Genomic DNA, 17776 nt, shown 5'->3' with positions numbered 1-17776 from the left:
ACCCGATGGCGGTTACGCCTTATCGGGCCTACGTGAACCGAACCTGTACGCCGGATAAGCTAAGCGCCATCCGGCGTTGAAATTCAAGATATTAAGGAAGCAAGTTATGGCACTTTGGGGTGGGCGTTTTACACAGGCAGCAGATCAGCGGTTCAAACAGTTCAACGACTCGTTGCGTTTTGACTACCGCCTGGCAGAACAGGATATTGTCGGCTCTGTGGCCTGGTCTAAAGCGCTGGTAACGGTCGGCGTACTGACCGCCGATGAACAGCTGCAATTGGAAGAGGCGCTGAACACTCTGTTGGAAGAGGTTCGCGTTAATCCGCAGCAGATCCTGCAAAGCGATGCCGAAGATATTCATAGCTGGGTGGAAGGTAAGCTGATTGATAAAGTCGGCCAGCTTGGTAAAAAACTGCATACCGGACGTAGCCGTAATGACCAGGTCGCGACCGATCTTAAACTGTGGTGTAAAGACACGGTTATTGAATTACTGTCGGCCAACCGTCAGCTGCAAAGTGCGCTGGTGGTGACGGCAGAGAATAACCAGGACGCCGTTATGCCGGGTTACACCCACCTGCAACGTGCGCAGCCGGTGACGTTTGCTCATTGGTGTCTGGCCTATGTCGAAATGTTGGCGCGTGACGAGAGCCGTCTGCAGGATTCGCTCAAGCGTCTGGACGTCAGTCCACTGGGTTGCGGCGCGCTGGCGGGTACGGCGTATGAAATCGATCGCGAGCAGTTGGCCGGTTGGCTGGGCTTTGCCTCGGCGACGCGTAACAGTCTGGACAGTGTTTCTGACCGTGACCACGTGTTGGAGTTACTCTCCAACGCCTCTATCGGCATGGTGCACCTGTCGCGTTTTGCTGAAGACCTGATTTTCTTTAATACCGGCGAAGCGGGCTTTGTCGAGCTGTCCGATCGTGTAACTTCGGGTTCATCTCTGATGCCGCAGAAGAAAAACCCGGATGCGCTGGAGCTGATCCGTGGCAAATGCGGTCGCGTGCAGGGTGCGCTGACCGGCATGATGATGACCTTAAAAGGTCTCCCGTTGGCGTACAACAAAGATATGCAGGAAGACAAAGAAGGGCTGTTCGATGCGCTCGACACCTGGCTGGACTGTCTGCATATGGCTGCGCTGGTACTGGATGGCATTCAGGTGAAACGTCCGCGTTGTCAGGAAGCGGCGCAGCAGGGTTATGCTAACGCCACCGAGTTGGCGGATTATCTGGTAGCAAAAGGCGTCCCGTTCCGCGAAGCACACCATATTGTGGGTGAGACGGTGGTCGAGGCGATTCGTCAGGGCAAACCGCTGGAAGCGCTGTCGCTTGCTGACTTACAAAAGTTCAGTCAGGTGATTGGCGATGACGTTTATCCGATCCTCTCGTTGCAATCGTGCCTGGATAAACGTGCGGCGAAAGGCGGCGTGTCGCCACAGCAGGTGGCGCAGGCGATCGACTACGCGAAGGCGCGGCTGGTGTAAAAAAAAAGAACCCCGTCGCTGTGAGCAGACGGGGTTCTGACTTTATGCGAAAAGGATTATTTCAGCATATCTTTCGTAACAACCAGTTTGGCGACGGTTGCCGGATTCGGTGTAACACGTTCAACGACAATGGTTTCACCTTCGGAGATGTCTCTTTCACCAGACGTTACCGTGGTGATATCTCCCGCTGTTTTGACAGAGCTGTAATAGCAGTTACCGTTGTCACAACTGAAGATGTAGTTACCGTTTTTCGCGTCACCCATCACTTTCACGACCCACGCAGAACCGTTCGCTGCTTTCCAGCCCAGCGCTTTGGCGTCAAAATCAACAACCACATTCGGTACGCCGTTGATTTTTTTAACCGTCAACGATTTCACTTCACCGGCATCCTTAACCGGATTGTTACCTTCCTGCATATCCCTCGTCACAGTGAGCTGTGCCAGGATTTCAGGATTCGGATTGGTACGTTTAACGGTGATCACTTTTCCTGGCGCTAACATGTAGGACATGCCACCGGTCCGTACCGTGCTTTGCGTACCGTAGTTAGAACGGTAGCTGTAGTAGACACTGTTGCCGGAGGTAGAGAAGGCATATTTACCATCCACATCTACCGAGTAACTGTTACTGCCGCTCAGCTTGCTGGTATCGAAATTTACATTGATGCGCTGCTGACCATCAAAAACATCGATATAAACCGCTTTCACATCACCGGCAAGATCGGTAGACGCTTCATCTGCGGAATTGTCATGCGTAAACGGCGCAAATACCTGGCTGTATGCGTACATCGGTGCCTGCTGTGCGGTCATGCCGCTGTGCTCCGGGCTGACCTGCTTCGCCACGCCCGGCTGATCGCGCGTCATCGACCACGCGCCAATCATGCCGAGGTTGCGTTTTTTCGCGTCGTCCATCACCAGTTTCGCATCGGACAGATAGAACACTTCGCCCTGTACATCGTTGTAACCGATCATCGGGGTGGTGCCCATCATGGCGTTGATCTCTTTGTCAGATTTCTCTGGCCAGATTTTCTTCAACTGGGTGAACATGTTGTCGATGGCGGACGTGGCGCATTTACCGTGGATGTTCTGCCCTTCGGTACCGTCTGACTGGCAGACGGCATTACCGTAGTCCATGGTCATTACGTTAATACCAGCCAGCTCAACGCCGACATGGCGCGCATTTTCCAGCACATACAGACCTTCAGCCGTCAGACCGGTCGGCAGAATCGGCAGGGTGTACCAGATACCGACTTTGCGACCTTCCTCTTTCCACTGAGCCTGAACCTCTTTTACTGCCTGGTTGCGGCGATCGATGGAATCCTGATCGGCCACCCATGTGCCTTCGATGTCAAAATCCAGCACGTTCAGGTTCAGGTTATCAACAATGTCGTAGTAGAGTTTTTGCAGATCTTTCACATTCTTACAGGCAGCCGCCAGCGGGGAGTTATTCGCTCCGCCAATGGAAACCATCACATCGCCACCGGCTTCACGCAGCGCTTTTATTTTACTGTACTGTGAGTAATCCTGCAGATTATAGGCCGTACCCCAGGTTGGGATGCACTGCTCGCCACTTTTCGCGACGACAAACGCCATGGTGAAGTGGGTAATGTTTTGCTCTTTCGCCAGTTTCGCCAGATCCGGAATGCTGTTCAGGCTAAAGTCGACGTATGGTGCATAAACGTGGGCAGGCCACGGATTCTTCGGCGTCCCTACGCGCTCTTTGGTGCCAGTCCAGTTGGTATAAATTGCCCATGGGTTTTTATCATACGGCATAACGCCTTTGACTTTCGTCTGAGCGACAAAAGGCGTTCCTTTGTACACCGCCAGTTTGCCGGGTTCGTAAAACGCAATGGAATTGATCTGTGGGGCATTCTTAAATTGTTCCTGGGTGAATTCGACCGTTGGGCCTAACGGTTTCCACGGACGGCCATTGGTGCCGGTCGGGTTCTGGTTACCTGCAATAGAAGGGTTTTCGCCAACGGTATAGTACAGTGCTTCATAAGACTGGCCGTCAACTTTGACCTCGTCCCCTTTGTTGTAAACCTGGCTGGAACGCCAGTCGGGTACTGGCGTATAGAGTTTCCACGGATTGTCGGCACCTGGGGTGAAGGAATAAGCCGGAATGGGCCTGGACGCTTCATATGTCACATCCTGATAAGCGACAATATCATCTTTGGCATAATCTTTTTCGGCGCTGAATGCGTCGTGGGCAACAGGCGTGGCGCTCCCGGATTCACAAGTGGTTGGGTTGCCATATTGATCGATTTCCGCTTTTGTGGCATCGCGCACATAACTCCACGGATTATCCCAGTTTTCAGCTGACGCGCCCTGTGGGCAATTATCGGCATTTACATACCAGCGGTTACTATAAACTTTACTGTCAAAAATAACTTCAATGGTGTTTCCACCTGCCTGACCGCTCCAGGCTTCCAGAGCGAATGCGTTTGCGGCGCACGACATCAGGCCTGCCGCGAGAAAATATCGCGAAATAGTATTGAGTTTCATAAAAGATTCCATTCGATAAATATTAGAAAAATATGGGTGAATGTACTCTAAATAATTAGAGTGGCGAAGAAACGAGTGTTCTTGCGATTTGCCATATATTGAATATCGCGCGGTTATTATTTATGAACCTGACAGGGCGTCAAATATATAAATGATACAAAATGTTTTTGATTATTTTAATTTAATATGGTTTTAATTTAAATAATCGGATGAGAATATGTAATTTATATTTTGTATATATTTTTTTGAATGTATTCGCGCCGGGCGCAAAAAAAATGCGGACTCAAGGTCCGCAAAAGTTCACGTTGGCTTTAGTTATTTCGAGTATGAGAGAAACTCTCAAAACGGACAGTAGCTTCAAGGGTTAAAGGGGTACCGTTCCGTTTCTGTGGTGCATTATTAAACAGAAAGCTTGATAGGGATAATCGTTCGTTGCTATTCTACCTATTGCTACGAACTATCGTGGCGATGGAGGATGAATAATGAATATTCGTGATCTTGAATACCTGGTGGCGCTAGCCGAACATCGTCACTTCCGACGAGCGGCAGACTCCTGTCACGTTAGTCAGCCAACGCTGAGCGGGCAGATCCGCAAGCTGGAAGATGAGCTTGGCGTCATGCTGCTGGAGCGTACGAGTCGCAAAGTGCTGTTCACTCAGGCAGGTTTACTGCTGGTGGATCAGGCGCGCACCGTGCTGCGCGAGGTCAAAGTGCTCAAGGAGATGGCAAGCCAACAAGGCGAGACAATGTCTGGACCGCTGCATATTGGTTTGATCCCAACGGTGGGGCCATACCTGCTGCCGCATATTATTCCTATGTTGCACCAGACCTTCCCAAAACTGGAAATGTATCTCCATGAGGCGCAGACGCATCAGCTGTTGGCGCAACTGGATAGCGGTAAGCTCGACTGCGTCATTCTGGCGCTGGTGAAAGAGAGTGAGGCGTTCATCGAAGTACCGTTATTTGATGAGCCTATGCTGCTGGCGATCTATGAAGATCACCCATGGGCAAACCGCGACTGTGTGCCGATGTCCGATCTGGCGGGTGAGAAACTGCTGATGCTAGAGGATGGCCACTGCCTGCGCGATCAGGCGATGGGCTTCTGCTTTGAAGCGGGTGCTGATGAGGATACCCATTTCCGGGCGACCAGTCTGGAAACGCTGCGTAACATGGTGGCGGCAGGCAGCGGTATTACCTTACTGCCTGCGCTGGCCGTGCCGCCGGAGCGTAAGCGTGATGGCGTTGTCTATCTGCCCTGCATCAAGCCTGAACCGCGCCGTACGATTGGCCTGGTGTATCGTCCAGGTTCGCCGCTGCGCAGCCGTTATGAACAGCTGGCAGAGGCCATCCGTGGGTCAATGGATGGCCATTTCGACAGTGCGTTAAAACAGGCGGTTTAAGCCATTTAGCGCTGCTACCCGATAGGCTTCCGCCATGGTTGGGTAGTTAAAGGTGGTGTTAACGAAGTATTCGATGGTGTTACCACCACCTTTTTGCTCCATTATCGCCTGACCGATGTGAATAATTTCGGCCGCGCGTTCCCCAAAGCAGTGGATCCCCAGAATCTCTTTCGTTTCGCGATGGAACAGGATCTTCAGCGTTCCGACACTCATACCCACGATTTGCGCACGTGCCAGATGTTTAAACTGGGCGCGGCCAACCTCGTATGGAACTTTCATGGCCGTGAGCTGCTGCTCGGTTTTCCCGACGGAGCTAATTTCCGGAATGGTATAAATCCCGGTCGGGATATCTTCGATCAGATGCGCGGTAGCTTCGCCTTTTACCAATGCCTGGGCGGCAATGCGTCCCTGATCGTAGGCCGCCGATGCCAGACTCGGATAGCCGATCACATCTCCTACGGCATACACGTGCGGCAGCGCCGTCTGGTACATGCTGTTGACCTTCAACTGCCCGCGGCTGTCGGTTTTCAGCCCAATATTTTCCAGCGCCAGCGAATCGGTATTACCGGTACGGCCATTGGCGTACAACAGGCAGTCGGCTTTCAGTTTCTTACCGGATTTCAGATGCATGATGACGCCGTCATCGCAACCTTCAATCTTCTCGTACTCTTCGTTGTGGCGAATGACCACACCGCTGTTCCAGAAGTGGTAAGAGAGCGAGTCGGACATCTCTTGATCGAGGAACGCAAGCAGACGATCGCGGGTGTTGATTAAATCGACTTTGACGTCCATTCCACGGAAGATCGACGCATATTCGCAGCCAATTACTCCCGCGCCATAAATCAAAACATGGCGGGGTTCATGGTGCAGGCTCAGGATAGAGTCGCTGTCATAAACCCGGGGATGGGAAAAGTCGACATCCACCGGATGATAGGGGCGTGAACCACAGGCGATGATGAACTTATCCGCGGTCAGCGTTTCCACCGTGCCGTCGTGGCATTCAAGGGCGAGTGTGTGTTCATCAACAAAACGGGCATTTCCCTGCAAAATTTCACAGTGGTTGCGCTCGTAAAATCCTTGCCGCATACGCGTTTGCTGATTAATAACGTTATCAGCGTGGTTGAGAATATCGGCGAAAGAAGAACGAAGGAGTCGGGAGTGGTCGCTGTAAAGTGGGTTCTGATTGAATTCAATAATACGGCTGACGGCGTGGCGGAGGGCTTTCGACGGGATGGTCCCCCAGTGGGTACAGCCTCCGCCGACGTTATGATAGCGCTCAATCACCGCGACGCGCGCTCCTTGCTTAACCAGACCCATTGCAGCGCCTTCGCCGCCGGGACCGGAACCTATTACTATTGCATCGTAATCGTAGGAATGTGACATGGTCAGGCTTACCTGTTCTTATACATAAAAGCAACAGAATAGTAACATCGTTGTCAGGATAACCCAATTATCGTTGTGCTTTTTTGCGAACCCGAAGCACAAACTGCGCGTAAACAATCATTCACAAAGCCATGCCAACCGCCTAATCTCTGGTATAGTGCCAGCAAGGTATGTGGAAGGATTCAGACATCGTGATGGGCGTTAGAGCGCAACAAAAAGAAAAAACCCGGCGTTCGCTGGTAGAAGCCGCATTTAGTCAACTCAGCGCTGAGCGTAGTTTTGCCAGCCTCAGTTTACGCGAAGTCGCTCGTGAAGCGGGCATTGCGCCAACCTCGTTTTATCGCCATTTCCGCGATGTGGATGAACTCGGCCTGACGATGGTGGATGAGAGTGGTTTGATGCTGCGTCAGTTGATGCGTCAGGCGCGTCAGCGTATCGCGAAGGGCGGGAGTGTGATCCGCACCTCGGTCTCAACATTTATGGAGTTCATCGGCAACAATCCCAACGCCTTCCGTTTATTATTGCGCGAGCGTTCGGGAACCTCCGCAGCGTTTCGCGCAGCGGTCGCTCGTGAAATTCAGCACTTCATTGCGGAACTTGCGGACTATCTCGAACTCGAAAACCATATGCCTCGTGCGTTTACTGAAGCGCAGGCCGAAGCCATGGTCACCATTGTGTTCAGCGCCGGGGCAGAAGCACTGGATGTTGGCGCCGAGCAGCGTCGACAACTGGAAGAACGGCTGGTATTGCAACTGCGCATGATCGCGAAGGGCGCATTTTATTGGTACCGCCGTGAACAAGAGAAGATGACGCATCACTCCGAGTAACGAGAAGGACGAGCAATGAAACAGTCAGGTCAAGATAAAGGTACGCTGCTGCTGGCGCTGGTTGCTGGCTTATCGATCAATGGCACATTTGCGGCGCTGTTTAGCTCCATTGTGCCATTCTCAGTTTTCCCAATTATTTCGCTGGTGCTGACGGTTTATTGTCTGCATCAACGCTATCAAAACCGCACCATGCCTGTGGGGTTACCGGGCCTGGCCGCCGCCTGTTTTATTCTCGGCGTTCTGTTGTACAGCACTGTGGTACGCGCTGAATATCCGGATATTGGCTCAAACTTCTTCCCGGCGGTTCTGTCGGTGATTCTGGTGTTCTGGATCGGCTTTAAAGTGCGTAACCGTAGACAGGAAATCGTGGAGTAATATTTGTAGGCCGGGCAAGCGAAGCGCCCCCGGCCAGGACATCATTTACTTGGCGGTCAGTAATACTCCGCACTCCATATGGTGCGTATACGGGAACTGATCGAACAGAGCCAGGCGTGAAACATTGTGCGTCTGGCTTAACGTTTCCAGGTTCTTACACAATGTCTCCGGGTTACAGGAGATGTACAGAATTCGCGGGTACGCCTGCACCATTTTCTCTGTTTCGCTGTCCAGACCGCTGCGCGGTGGGTCAACGAAAATGGTTTCACACTGGTAACTCTTCAGATCGATTCCCTGCAAACGGTTGAACTCACGAACCCCGTTCATCGCCTGAGTAAACTCTTCGGCCGCCATGCGGATAATTTGTACGTTATCAATATGGTTAGCCGCTATGTTGTATTGCGCAGCAGCCACGGATGGCTTAGCGATTTCAGTGGCCAGCACGCGGTTGAAGTTTTGTGCGAGGGCTAACGAGAAATTGCCATTGCCGCAGTACAGCTCAAGCAGGTCGCCTTTTGATCCCCTGGTGACATCAATCGCCCATTCCAGCATCTGAATATTCATGGCGGCATTCGGCTGGGTGAAGCTGTTCTCAACCTGGCGGTAGATAATCTCTTTACCCGCAACCGGCAAGCGTTCGTCAATGTAATCCTGGTCCAGCTCGATTTTGGTTTTGGTTGCCCGGCCAATCAGATGCACGTTCAGGTTTTGCGCCCGTAACGCATCCCGTAGCGCTTCAGCTTCCTGACGCCATTCATCATCCAGTTTTTTATGGTACAGCATCGATACCACCGCCTGATCGCTCAGGGTAGTGAGGTAATCAATCTGGAACAGTTTGTGGCGCAGGACGTGGTTGTTGCGAACGCCGTCGATCATTGCCGTCATCAGCGTGTTGATAAGCTCGCTGGCCGTCGGGAAACTGTCGACGCGGATACGGCTTTTGGTCTGGCTGTCGAACATGATGTGGTACAGATCATCCCCGTCATGCCACAGACGAAATTCCGCGCGCATACGGTAGTGGCTGACCGGCGAGCGAAACACTTCCGGAGCCTGTGCATAAAATGGCGTCATTAAGCTCTGCAGACGCACTACTTTTTCAGCTAACTGGGCGTCGTACTGTTCTGTCGGAAGGTGTTCGGGGGTCATGATGCGTCCTGAAAAATAAAAGTACGCGGGGATTGTAGGGATTGCTCAACAGATGTCCAGTCATTGATGATTTCCGATATTGTGATGCGCGGTCTGGACACCAGGTTGTAACAAACTGTAGCATCCGTTTTCCGGTCCTGTGAGTTAAAAGGGAATCCAGTGTGAATCTGGAGCTGACGCGCAGCGGTAAGGAAGGTAGGAGATGAGCGCACCTGGTGCAGACACTGCGGCTTGCCGTGGGAAGTCATCATCTCTTTAAGTTGCCTCCAAGCCCGAAGACCTGCCGGCTAACGTCGCATCTGGTTTTCATCATCGCGTACTATCGGTGGGACCTGCGGCATCCTTCTTATATTGTGGATGCTTTACAATGATTAAAAAATCGTTGCTGTGCACGGCACTGTCCGTCACAGCATTTTCGGGTTGGGCGCAGGACACTAGCCCAGATACTCTCGTCGTCACTGCCAACCGTTTTCAGCAGCCTCGTAGCGCTGTACTTGCCCCTATCACCGTTGTTACGCGTCAGGATATCGATCGCTGGCAATCCACTTCCGTCAATGATGTGCTTCGTCGCCTGCCGGGCGTGGATATCGCCCAATACGGTGGTATGGGACAAAATTCGTCTATTTCTATTCGCGGTACCAACGCCAGCCATGTGCTGGTGTTGATTGACGGCGTGCGTCTGAACCTGGCAGGGGTTAGCGGCGCAGCCGATCTTAGCCAGTTCCCCGTCTCGTTAGTGCAACGTATCGAATACATTCGTGGGCCGCGTTCGGCGGTTTATGGTTCTGATGCGATTGGCGGTGTGGTGAATATCATTACTACGCGTGAAAAGCCGGGGACGGAACTCACTGCCGGTGTGGGGAGCAATGGGTATCAGAATTACGATGTCTCAACCCAACAACAGCTTGGCGAAAATACGCGCGTCACACTAATGGGCGATTATGCCTATACCAAAGGTTTTGATGTTGTCGCATACGGTAGCACTGGCTCTCAGGCTCAGCCCGACAAAGACGGTTTCTTAAGTAAGACGCTGTATGGCGCGCTGGAACATAACTTTTCCGATACATGGAGCGGGTTTGTTCGCGGCTACGGCTATGATAACCGAACAGATTATGACGCGTATTATTATCCTGGGACGCCGTTAGTGGATACCCGTCAGCTCTATAGCCAAAGCTGGGATGCCGGGCTGCGCTTTAATGGCGAACTTATCCAGTCACAACTGGTTTCCAGCTATAGCCATAGTAAAGATTACAACTATGATCCGGATTATGGCCGCTATGACTCCTCGGCCACACTGGATGATATGAAGCAATATAATGTTCAGTGGTCCAACAGTATGGTGCTTGGTCACGGTAACGTAGGCGCAGGCGTTGACTGGCAAAAGCAAACCACGACGCCTGGCACCGGGTATGTCACGGACGGTTACGATCAGCGTAATACGGGTCTCTACCTGACCGGGTTGCAGCAACTGGGCGACTTTACCTTTGAAGGTGCGGCGCGCAGTGATGATAACTCCGAATTTGGTCGTCATGGCACATGGCAAACCAGTGCCGGATGGGAGTTTTTTGAAGGCTATCGTTTTATTGCGTCCTACGGTACATCTTACAAAGCGCCTAATCTCGGACAGTTGCATGGTTATTACGGTAATTCGAACCTGGATCCTGAGCAAAGTAAGCAATGGGAAGGGGCGTTTGAAGGCTTAACGGCGGGCGTGAACTGGCGTGTATCCGGATATCGTAATGATATTGACGACATGATCGATTACGACCCGCATACCGAGAAATACTTTAACGAAGGTAAAGTTCGTATTAAAGGTGTGGAAGCGACCGCAAACTTTGATACCGGGCCGTTGGCACATACGCTGAGCTACGATTATGTCGATTCGCGCAATGCGATTACGGACAAGCCGCTCGCACGGCGTTCTAAGAACCAGGTGAAGTACCAGCTCGACTGGCAGGTTTATGATTTTGACTGGGGCCTGACGTATCATTACCTGGGAACGCGTTATGACACTGACTACGTAACCTACCAGCCGGTAAAAATGGGTGGGGTTAGCCTGTGGGATCTTGGCGTGTCATATCCAATCACCTCACAGCTGACAGTTCGTGGTAAAATCGCCAACCTGTTCGATAAAGATTACGAGACAGTTTATGGCTACGCAACTGCAGGACGGGAATACACCTTGTCTGGCAGCTACACTTTCTGATCCGCGTCCCACCGTGCTGGTGTTTGATTCCGGCGTCGGTGGGTTGTCGGTCTATGACGAGATCCGGCGTCTTCTGCCGGATCTCCACTATATATACGCTTTCGACAACGTCGCCTTTCCTTATGGAGAGAAGAGCGAGGAGTTTATCGTCGAACGTGTTGTTGAGATTGTGACTGCGGTCCAGCAGCGCTATCCCCTCTCTCTTGCGGTCATCGCGTGTAATACAGCAAGCACGGTATCGCTCCCTGCATTACGTGAGAAATTTGCCTTTCCGGTTGTGGGCGTGGTGCCTGCTATTAAACCGGCGGCGCGACTCACGGCGAATGGTGTGGTGGGACTGCTGGCTACGCGTGCAACGGTGAAGCGTTCATATACCCATGAGTTGATTGCACGGTTTGCTAACGAATGTCAGATAGCGATGCTGGGTTCCGCTGAACTGGTGGAACTGGCGGAAGCGAAGCTGCACGGTGAAACCGTTTCTCTGGAAGAACTGCGTCGTGTCCTGCGCCCTTGGCTGCGGATGTCGGAACCACCTGACACGGTGGTGCTCGGATGCACCCATTTCCCTCTATTACGGGAAGAACTTTTACAGGTCCTGCCTGAGGGGACGCGGCTGGTGGATTCTGGTGCCGCGATTGCGCGTCGTACGGCCTGGTTATTAGAACATGAAGCGCCAGACGCGAAATCAACTGATGAGAATGTCGCATTCTGCATGGCAATGACGGCAGAAGCCGAACAATTATTGCCCGTGCTGCAGCGTTATGGCTTTAAGACGCTCGAAAAACTGGCTGTTTAGACTGTTTTGGTGGAAAAATAAGCACTCGGAAGATTATTTTAAATTTCTCCTTGTCAGCCTGAAATAACTCCCTATAATGCGCCTCCACTGACACGGAACAACGGATTACAAACCGCCGGGTCAGCGGGGTTCCACTGAGAATCTCGCAGAGAAAAGCAAAAATAAATGCTTGACTCTGAATGAGGAAAACGTAATATACGGGACCTCGCGACAGAGCGCTAAAGCGCGTCGCACCTGCTCTTTAACAATTTATCAGACAATCTGTGTGGGCACTTGAAGATACGGATTCTTAACGTCGCAAGACGAAAAATGAATACCAAGTCTCTGAGTGAACACGTAATTCATTACGAAGTTTAATTCACGAGCATCAAACTTAAATTGAAGAGTTTGATCATGGCTCAGATTGAACGCTGGCGGCAGGCCTAACACATGCAAGTCGAACGGTAGCACAGAGGAGCTTGCTCCTTGGGTGACGAGTGGCGGACGGGTGAGTAATGTCTGGGAAACTGCCCGATGGAGGGGGATAACTACTGGAAACGGTAGCTAATACCGCATAACGTCGCAAGACCAAAGAGGGGGACCTTCGGGCCTCTTGCCATCGGATGTGCCCAGATGGGATTAGCTAGTAGGTGGGGTAACGGCTCACCTAGGCGACGATCCCTAGCTGGTCTGAGAGGATGACCAGCCACACTGGAACTGAGACACGGTCCAGACTCCTACGGGAGGCAGCAGTGGGGAATATTGCACAATGGGCGCAAGCCTGATGCAGCCATGCCGCGTGTATGAAGAAGGCCTTCGGGTTGTAAAGTACTTTCAGCGAGGAGGAAGGTGTTGTGGTTAATAACCACAGCAATTGACGTTACTCGCAGAAGAAGCACCGGCTAACTCCGTGCCAGCAGCCGCGGTAATACGGAGGGTGCAAGCGTTAATCGGAATTACTGGGCGTAAAGCGCACGCAGGCGGTCTGTCAAGTCGGATGTGAAATCCCCGGGCTCAACCTGGGAACTGCATCCGAAACTGGCAGGCTAGAGTCTTGTAGAGGGGGGTAGAATTCCAGGTGTAGCGGTGAAATGCGTAGAGATCTGGAGGAATACCGGTGGCGAAGGCGGCCCCCTGGACAAAGACTGACGCTCAGGTGCGAAAGCGTGGGGAGCAAACAGGATTAGATACCCTGGTAGTCCACGCCGTAAACGATGTCGACTTGGAGGTTGTGCCCTTGAGGCGTGGCTTCCGGAGCTAACGCGTTAAGTCGACCGCCTGGGGAGTACGGCCGCAAGGTTAAAACTCAAATGAATTGACGGGGGCCCGCACAAGCGGTGGAGCATGTGGTTTAATTCGATGCAACGCGAAGAACCTTACCTACTCTTGACATCCAGAGAAGTTTGCAGAGATGCGAACGTGCCTTCGGGAACTCTGAGACAGGTGCTGCATGGCTGTCGTCAGCTCGTGTTGTGAAATGTTGGGTTAAGTCCCGCAACGAGCGCAACCCTTATCCTTTGTTGCCAGCGGTCCGGCCGGGAACTCAAAGGAGACTGCCAGTGATAAACTGGAGGAAGGTGGGGATGACGTCAAGTCATCATGGCCCTTACGAGTAGGGCTACACACGTGCTACAATGGCATATACAAAGAGAAGCGACCTCGCGAGAGCAAGCGGACCTCATAAAGTATGTCGTAGTCCGGATTGGAGTCTGCAACTCGACTCCATGAAGTCGGAATCGCTAGTAATCGTGGATCAGAATGCCACGGTGAATACGTTCCCGGGCCTTGTACACACCGCCCGTCACACCATGGGAGTGGGTTGCAAAAGAAGTAGGTAGCTTAACCTTCGGGAGGGCGCTTACCACTTTGTGATTCATGACTGGGGTGAAGTCGTAACAAGGTAACCGTAGGGGAACCTGCGGTTGGATCACCTCCTTACCTTAAAGAAACGTTCTTTGTAGTGCTCACACAGATTGTCTGATGAAAATTAGCAGTAAGAAAATCTCTGCAGGCTTGTAGCTCAGGTGGTTAGAGCGCACCCCTGATAAGGGTGAGGTCGGTGGTTCAAGTCCACTCAGGCCTACCAAATTCGCCTCCGTGCTGTGTTACGGCGATGCTCGCATACTTCAGTATGCTTAGCACCACCGCGCCTTGCCCGGAAACGAATTAGGGTACAGAGATTAGCATTTACGATGGGGTTATAGCTCAGCTGGGAGAGCGCCTGCCTTGCACGCAGGAGGTCTGCGGTTCGATCCCGCATAGCTCCACCATCCTTTACTGCAAAAACACAAGAAAACTTCAGAGTGTACCTGAAAAGGTTCACTGCGAAGTTTTGCTCTTTAAAAATCTGGATCAAGCTGAAAATTGAAACGACACACTGTTTCATTTCTCCGTAAACAAGAAATGAAAAGCGGTGTGTCCGAGTCTCTCAAATTTTCGCAACACTGAAGTGTTTTACGAAACATCTTCGGGTTGTGAGGTTAAGCGACTAAGCGTACACGGTGGATGCCCTGGCAGTCAGAGGCGATGAAGGACGTGCTAATCTGCGATAAGCGTCGGTAAGGTGATATGAACCGTTATAACCGGCGATTTCCGAATGGGGAAACCCAGTGTGATTCGTCACACTATCATTACGTGAATACATAGCGTAATGAAGCGAACCGGGGGAACTGAAACATCTAAGTACCCCGAGGAAAAGAAATCAACCGAGATTCCCCCAGTAGCGGCGAGCGAACGGGGAGCAGCCCAGAGTCTGAATCAGCATGTGTGGTAGTGGAACGGTCTGGAAAGTCCGGCGATACAGGGTGACAGCCCCGTACACAAAAGTGCATGTGTTGTGAACTCGAAGAGTAGGGCGGGACACGTGGTATCCTGTCTGAATATGGGGGGACCATCCTCCAAGGCTAAATACTCCTGACTGACCGATAGTGAACCAGTACCGTGAGGGAAAGGCGAAAAGAACCCCGGCGAGGGGAGTGAAAAAGAACCTGAAACCGTGTACGTACAAGCAGTGGGAGCCTCTTTATGGGGTGACTGCGTACCTTTTGTATAATGGGTCAGCGACTTATATTCTGTAGCAAGGTTAACCGAATAGGGGAGCCGAAGGGAAACCGAGTCTTAACTGGGCGTTAAGTTGCAGGGTATAGACCCGAAACCCGGTGATCTAGCCATGGGCAGGTTGAAGGTTGGGTAACACTAACTGGAGGACCGAACCGACTAATGTTGAAAAATTAGCGGATGACTTGTGGCTGGGGGTGAAAGGCCAATCAAACCGGGAGATAGCTGGTTCTCCCCGAAAGCTATTTAGGTAGCGCCTCGTGAACTCATCTTCGGGGGTAGAGCACTGTTTCGGCTAGGGGGTCATCCCGACTTACCAACCCGATGCAAACTGCGAATACCGAAGAATGTTATCACGGGAGACACACGGCGGGTGCTAACGTCCGTCGTGAAGAGGGAAACAACCCAGACCGCCAGCTAAGGTCCCAAAGTCATGGTTAAGTGGGAAACGATGTGGGAAGGCACAGACAGCCAGGATGTTGGCTTAGAAGCAGCCATCATTTAAAGAAAGCGTAATAGCTCACTGGTCGAGTCGGCCTGCGCGGAAGATGTAACGGGGCTAAACCATGCACCGAAGCTGCGGCAGCGACACTATGTGTTGTTGGGTAGGGGAGCGTTCTGTAAGCCGTTGAAGGTGTGCTGTGAGGCATGCTGGAGGTATCAGAAGTGCGAATGCTGACATAAGTAACGATAATGCGGGTGAAAAACCCGCACGCCGGAAGACCAAGGGTTCCTGTCCAACGTTAATCGGGGCAGGGTGAGTCGACCCCTAAGGCGAGGCCGAAAGGCGTAGTCGATGGGAAACAGGTTAATATTCCTGTACTTGGTGTTACTGCGAAGGGGGGACGGAGAAGGCTATGTTAGCCGGGCGACGGTTGTCCCGGTTTAAGCATGTAGGCGGAGATTCCAGGTAAATCCGGAGTCTTGTTAACGCTGAGGTGTGATGACGAGGCACTACGGTGCTGAAGTAACAAATGCCCTGCTTCCAGGAAAAGCCTCTAAGCATCAGGTAACACAAAATCGTACCCCAAACCGACACAGGTGGTCAGGTAGAGAATACCAAGGCGCTTGAGAGAACTCGGGTGAAGGAACTAGGCAAAATGGTGCCGTAACTTCGGGAGAAGGCACGCTGATATGTAGGTGAAGTGATTTACTCATGGAGCTGAAATCAGTCGAAGATACCAGCTGGCTGCAACTGTTTATTAAAAACACAGCACTGTGCAAACACGAAAGTGGACGTATACGGTGTGACGCCTGCCCGGTGCCGGAAGGTTAATTGATGGGGTTATCCGTAAGGAGAAGCTCTTGATCGAAGCCCCGGTAAACGGCGGCCGTAACTATAACGGTCCTAAGGTAGCGAAATTCCTTGTCGGGTAAGTTCCGACCTGCACGAATGGCGTAATGATGGCCAGGCTGTCTCCACCCGAGACTCAGTGAAATTGAACTCGCTGTGAAGATGCAGTGTACCCGCGGCAAGACGGAAAGACCCCGTGAACCTTTACTATAGCTTGACACTGAACACTGGTCCTTGATGTGTAGGATAGGTGGGAGGCTTTGAAGTGTGGACGCCAGTCTGCATGGAGCCAACCTTGAAATACCACCCTTTAATGGCTGGTGTTCTAACGTAGACCCGTGATCCGGGTTGCGGACAGTGTCTGGTGGGTAGTTTGACTGGGGCGGTCTCCTCCTAAAGAGTAACGGAGGAGCACGAAGGTTAGCTAATCCTGGTCGGACATCAGGAGGTTAGTGCAAAGGCATAAGCTAGCTTGACTGCGAGAGTGACGGCTCGAGCAGGTGCGAAAGCAGGTCTTAGTGATCCGGTGGTTCTGAATGGAAGGGCCATCGCTCAACGGATAAAAGGTACTCCGGGGATAACAGGCTGATACCGCCCAAGAGTTCATATCGACGGCGGTGTTTGGCACCTCGATGTCGGCTCATCACATCCTGGGGCTGAAGTAGGTCCCAAGGGTATGGCTGTTCGCCATTTAAAGTGGTACGCGAGCTGGGTTTAGAACGTCGTGAGACAGTTCGGTCCCTATCTGCCGTGGGCGCTGGAGAATTGAGGGGGGCTGCTCCTAGTACGAGAGGACCGGAGTGGACGCATCACTGGTGTTCGGGTTGTCATGCCAATGGCATTGCCCGGTAGCTAAATGCGGAAGAGATAAGTGCTGAAAGCATCTAAGCACGAAACTTGCCCCGAGATGAGTTCTCCCTGACTCCTTGAGAGTCCTGAAGGAACGTTAAAGACGATGACGTTGATAGGTCGGGTGTGTAAGCGTAGCGATACGTTGAGCTAACCGATACTAATGAACCGTGAGGCTTAACCTTACAACGCCGAAGATGTTTTGGCGAAGACAGACACGATATTCAGCTTGATTACAGATTACATTAACCGGCTAAAGCGGGTTAATAACAGAATTTGCCTGGCGGCTGTAGCGCGGTGGTCCCACCTGACCCCATGCCGAACTCAGAAGTGAAACGCCGTAGCGCCGATGGTAGTGTGGGGTCTCCCCATGCGAGAGTAGGGAACTGCCAGGCATCAAATAAGTGAAGAAGCCCATCCTGCCGGATGGGCTTTTTTGCGTCTGCAGGGAGTGAAAACTGCCGGATGCGGCGTGCCGCCTTA

Annotated in this window: 9 protein-coding genes, 2 tRNA genes, 3 rRNA genes and 1 riboswitch; of the genes, 11 read left to right on the top strand and 3 right to left on the bottom strand. The window is 52.1% G+C overall.

The genetic code is table 11. The features are described 5' to 3' along the window. The first annotated feature begins 106 nt into the window (after positions 1–106). A complete protein-coding gene (gene argH / locus HV037_RS23035) occupies positions 107–1480 on the top strand; it encodes an argininosuccinate lyase (protein ID WP_049040576.1) in 1374 nt (457 codons plus the stop codon). A 56-nt stretch (positions 1481–1536) separates the two neighbouring features. On the opposite strand, the gene HV037_RS23030 is transcribed toward argH, so the two are convergent. After that, on the bottom strand, positions 1537–3981 hold the full coding sequence (locus HV037_RS23030) for a glycosyl hydrolase family 18 protein (RefSeq protein WP_047415545.1): 2445 nt from the start codon (positions 3979–3981) through the stop codon (positions 1537–1539). Positions 3982–4463: 482 nt separating this feature from the next. Here HV037_RS23030 and oxyR point away from each other — a divergent pair, with 482 nt between their 5' ends. After that, positions 4464–5381, top strand: coding sequence for a DNA-binding transcriptional regulator OxyR (gene oxyR / locus HV037_RS23025; protein WP_003028858.1), 918 nt, complete (start codon positions 4464–4466; stop codon positions 5379–5381). Here the strand turns inward: oxyR and sthA are convergent. Further along, positions 5364–6764: a Si-specific NAD(P)(+) transhydrogenase gene (sthA, locus tag HV037_RS23020; protein WP_016155291.1), complete on the bottom strand. Its 1401-nt coding sequence runs from the start codon at positions 6762–6764 to the stop codon at positions 5364–5366. The two genes, oxyR and sthA, sit on opposite strands and share 18 nt — an antisense overlap. Before the next feature lie 191 nt (positions 6765–6955). On the opposite strand from sthA, the gene fabR reads away from it, so the two are divergent. Together fabR and HV037_RS23010 are read left to right on the top strand one after the other, a co-directional pair. Further along, positions 6956–7591 carry an HTH-type transcriptional repressor FabR gene (fabR, locus tag HV037_RS23015; protein ID WP_003028862.1) on the top strand — a complete coding sequence of 212 codons (636 nt, stop codon included), beginning with the start codon at positions 6956–6958 and terminating at the stop codon, positions 7589–7591. A gap of 15 nt (positions 7592–7606) precedes the next feature. Continuing rightward, positions 7607–7966: a YijD family membrane protein gene (locus HV037_RS23010; RefSeq protein ID WP_016155292.1), complete on the top strand. Its 360-nt coding sequence runs from the start codon at positions 7607–7609 to the stop codon at positions 7964–7966. A 45-nt stretch (positions 7967–8011) separates the two neighbouring features. On the opposite strand, the gene trmA is transcribed toward HV037_RS23010, so the two are convergent. Further along, entirely contained in the window at positions 8012–9112 is a 1101-nt protein-coding gene (gene trmA / locus HV037_RS23005) for a tRNA (uridine(54)-C5)-methyltransferase TrmA (protein ID WP_103284371.1), read from the bottom strand. Between the two features lie 115 nt (positions 9113–9227). After that, positions 9228–9415, top strand: a riboswitch (cobalamin riboswitch). Positions 9416–9479: 64 nt separating this feature from the next. Between trmA and btuB the strand changes: the two genes are divergently transcribed. The 7 genes from btuB (at position 9480) to rrf (ending at position 17688) form a co-directional block, all read left to right on the top strand. Next, positions 9480–11318: a TonB-dependent vitamin B12 receptor BtuB gene (btuB, locus tag HV037_RS23000; protein WP_016157937.1), complete on the top strand. Its 1839-nt coding sequence runs from the start codon at positions 9480–9482 to the stop codon at positions 11316–11318. Further along, positions 11263–12114, top strand: a complete 852-nt coding sequence (murI, locus tag HV037_RS22995) for a glutamate racemase (RefSeq protein WP_016157938.1) — start codon at positions 11263–11265, stop codon at positions 12112–12114. Before btuB ends, murI begins: the two co-directional genes overlap by 56 nt. A 375-nt stretch (positions 12115–12489) precedes the next feature. After that, positions 12490–14031, top strand: a 16S ribosomal RNA gene (locus HV037_RS22990). A 71-nt stretch (positions 14032–14102) separates the two neighbouring features. After that, positions 14103–14179 (top strand) — tRNA-Ile (locus tag HV037_RS22985). Positions 14180–14287: 108 nt separating this feature from the next. Beyond that, a tRNA-Ala gene (locus HV037_RS22980) sits at positions 14288–14363 on the top strand. 208 nt (positions 14364–14571) lie between these two features. Continuing rightward, a 23S ribosomal RNA gene (locus HV037_RS22975) occupies positions 14572–17478 on the top strand. Between the two features lie 94 nt (positions 17479–17572). Continuing rightward, a 5S ribosomal RNA gene (gene rrf / locus HV037_RS22970) occupies positions 17573–17688 on the top strand. The 16S, 23S and 5S rRNA genes sit together here with 2 tRNA genes alongside, the layout of an rRNA operon. Positions 17689–17776: the final 88 nt, after the last annotated feature.

This window comes from Citrobacter sp. RHBSTW-00017, from assembly GCF_013797615.1.
GTDB lineage: Bacteria > Pseudomonadota > Gammaproteobacteria > Enterobacterales > Enterobacteriaceae > Citrobacter > Citrobacter braakii.
The sequence above is the reverse complement of the archived record's forward strand: the minus strand, read 5'-3'. Positions and strand labels throughout refer to the sequence as shown.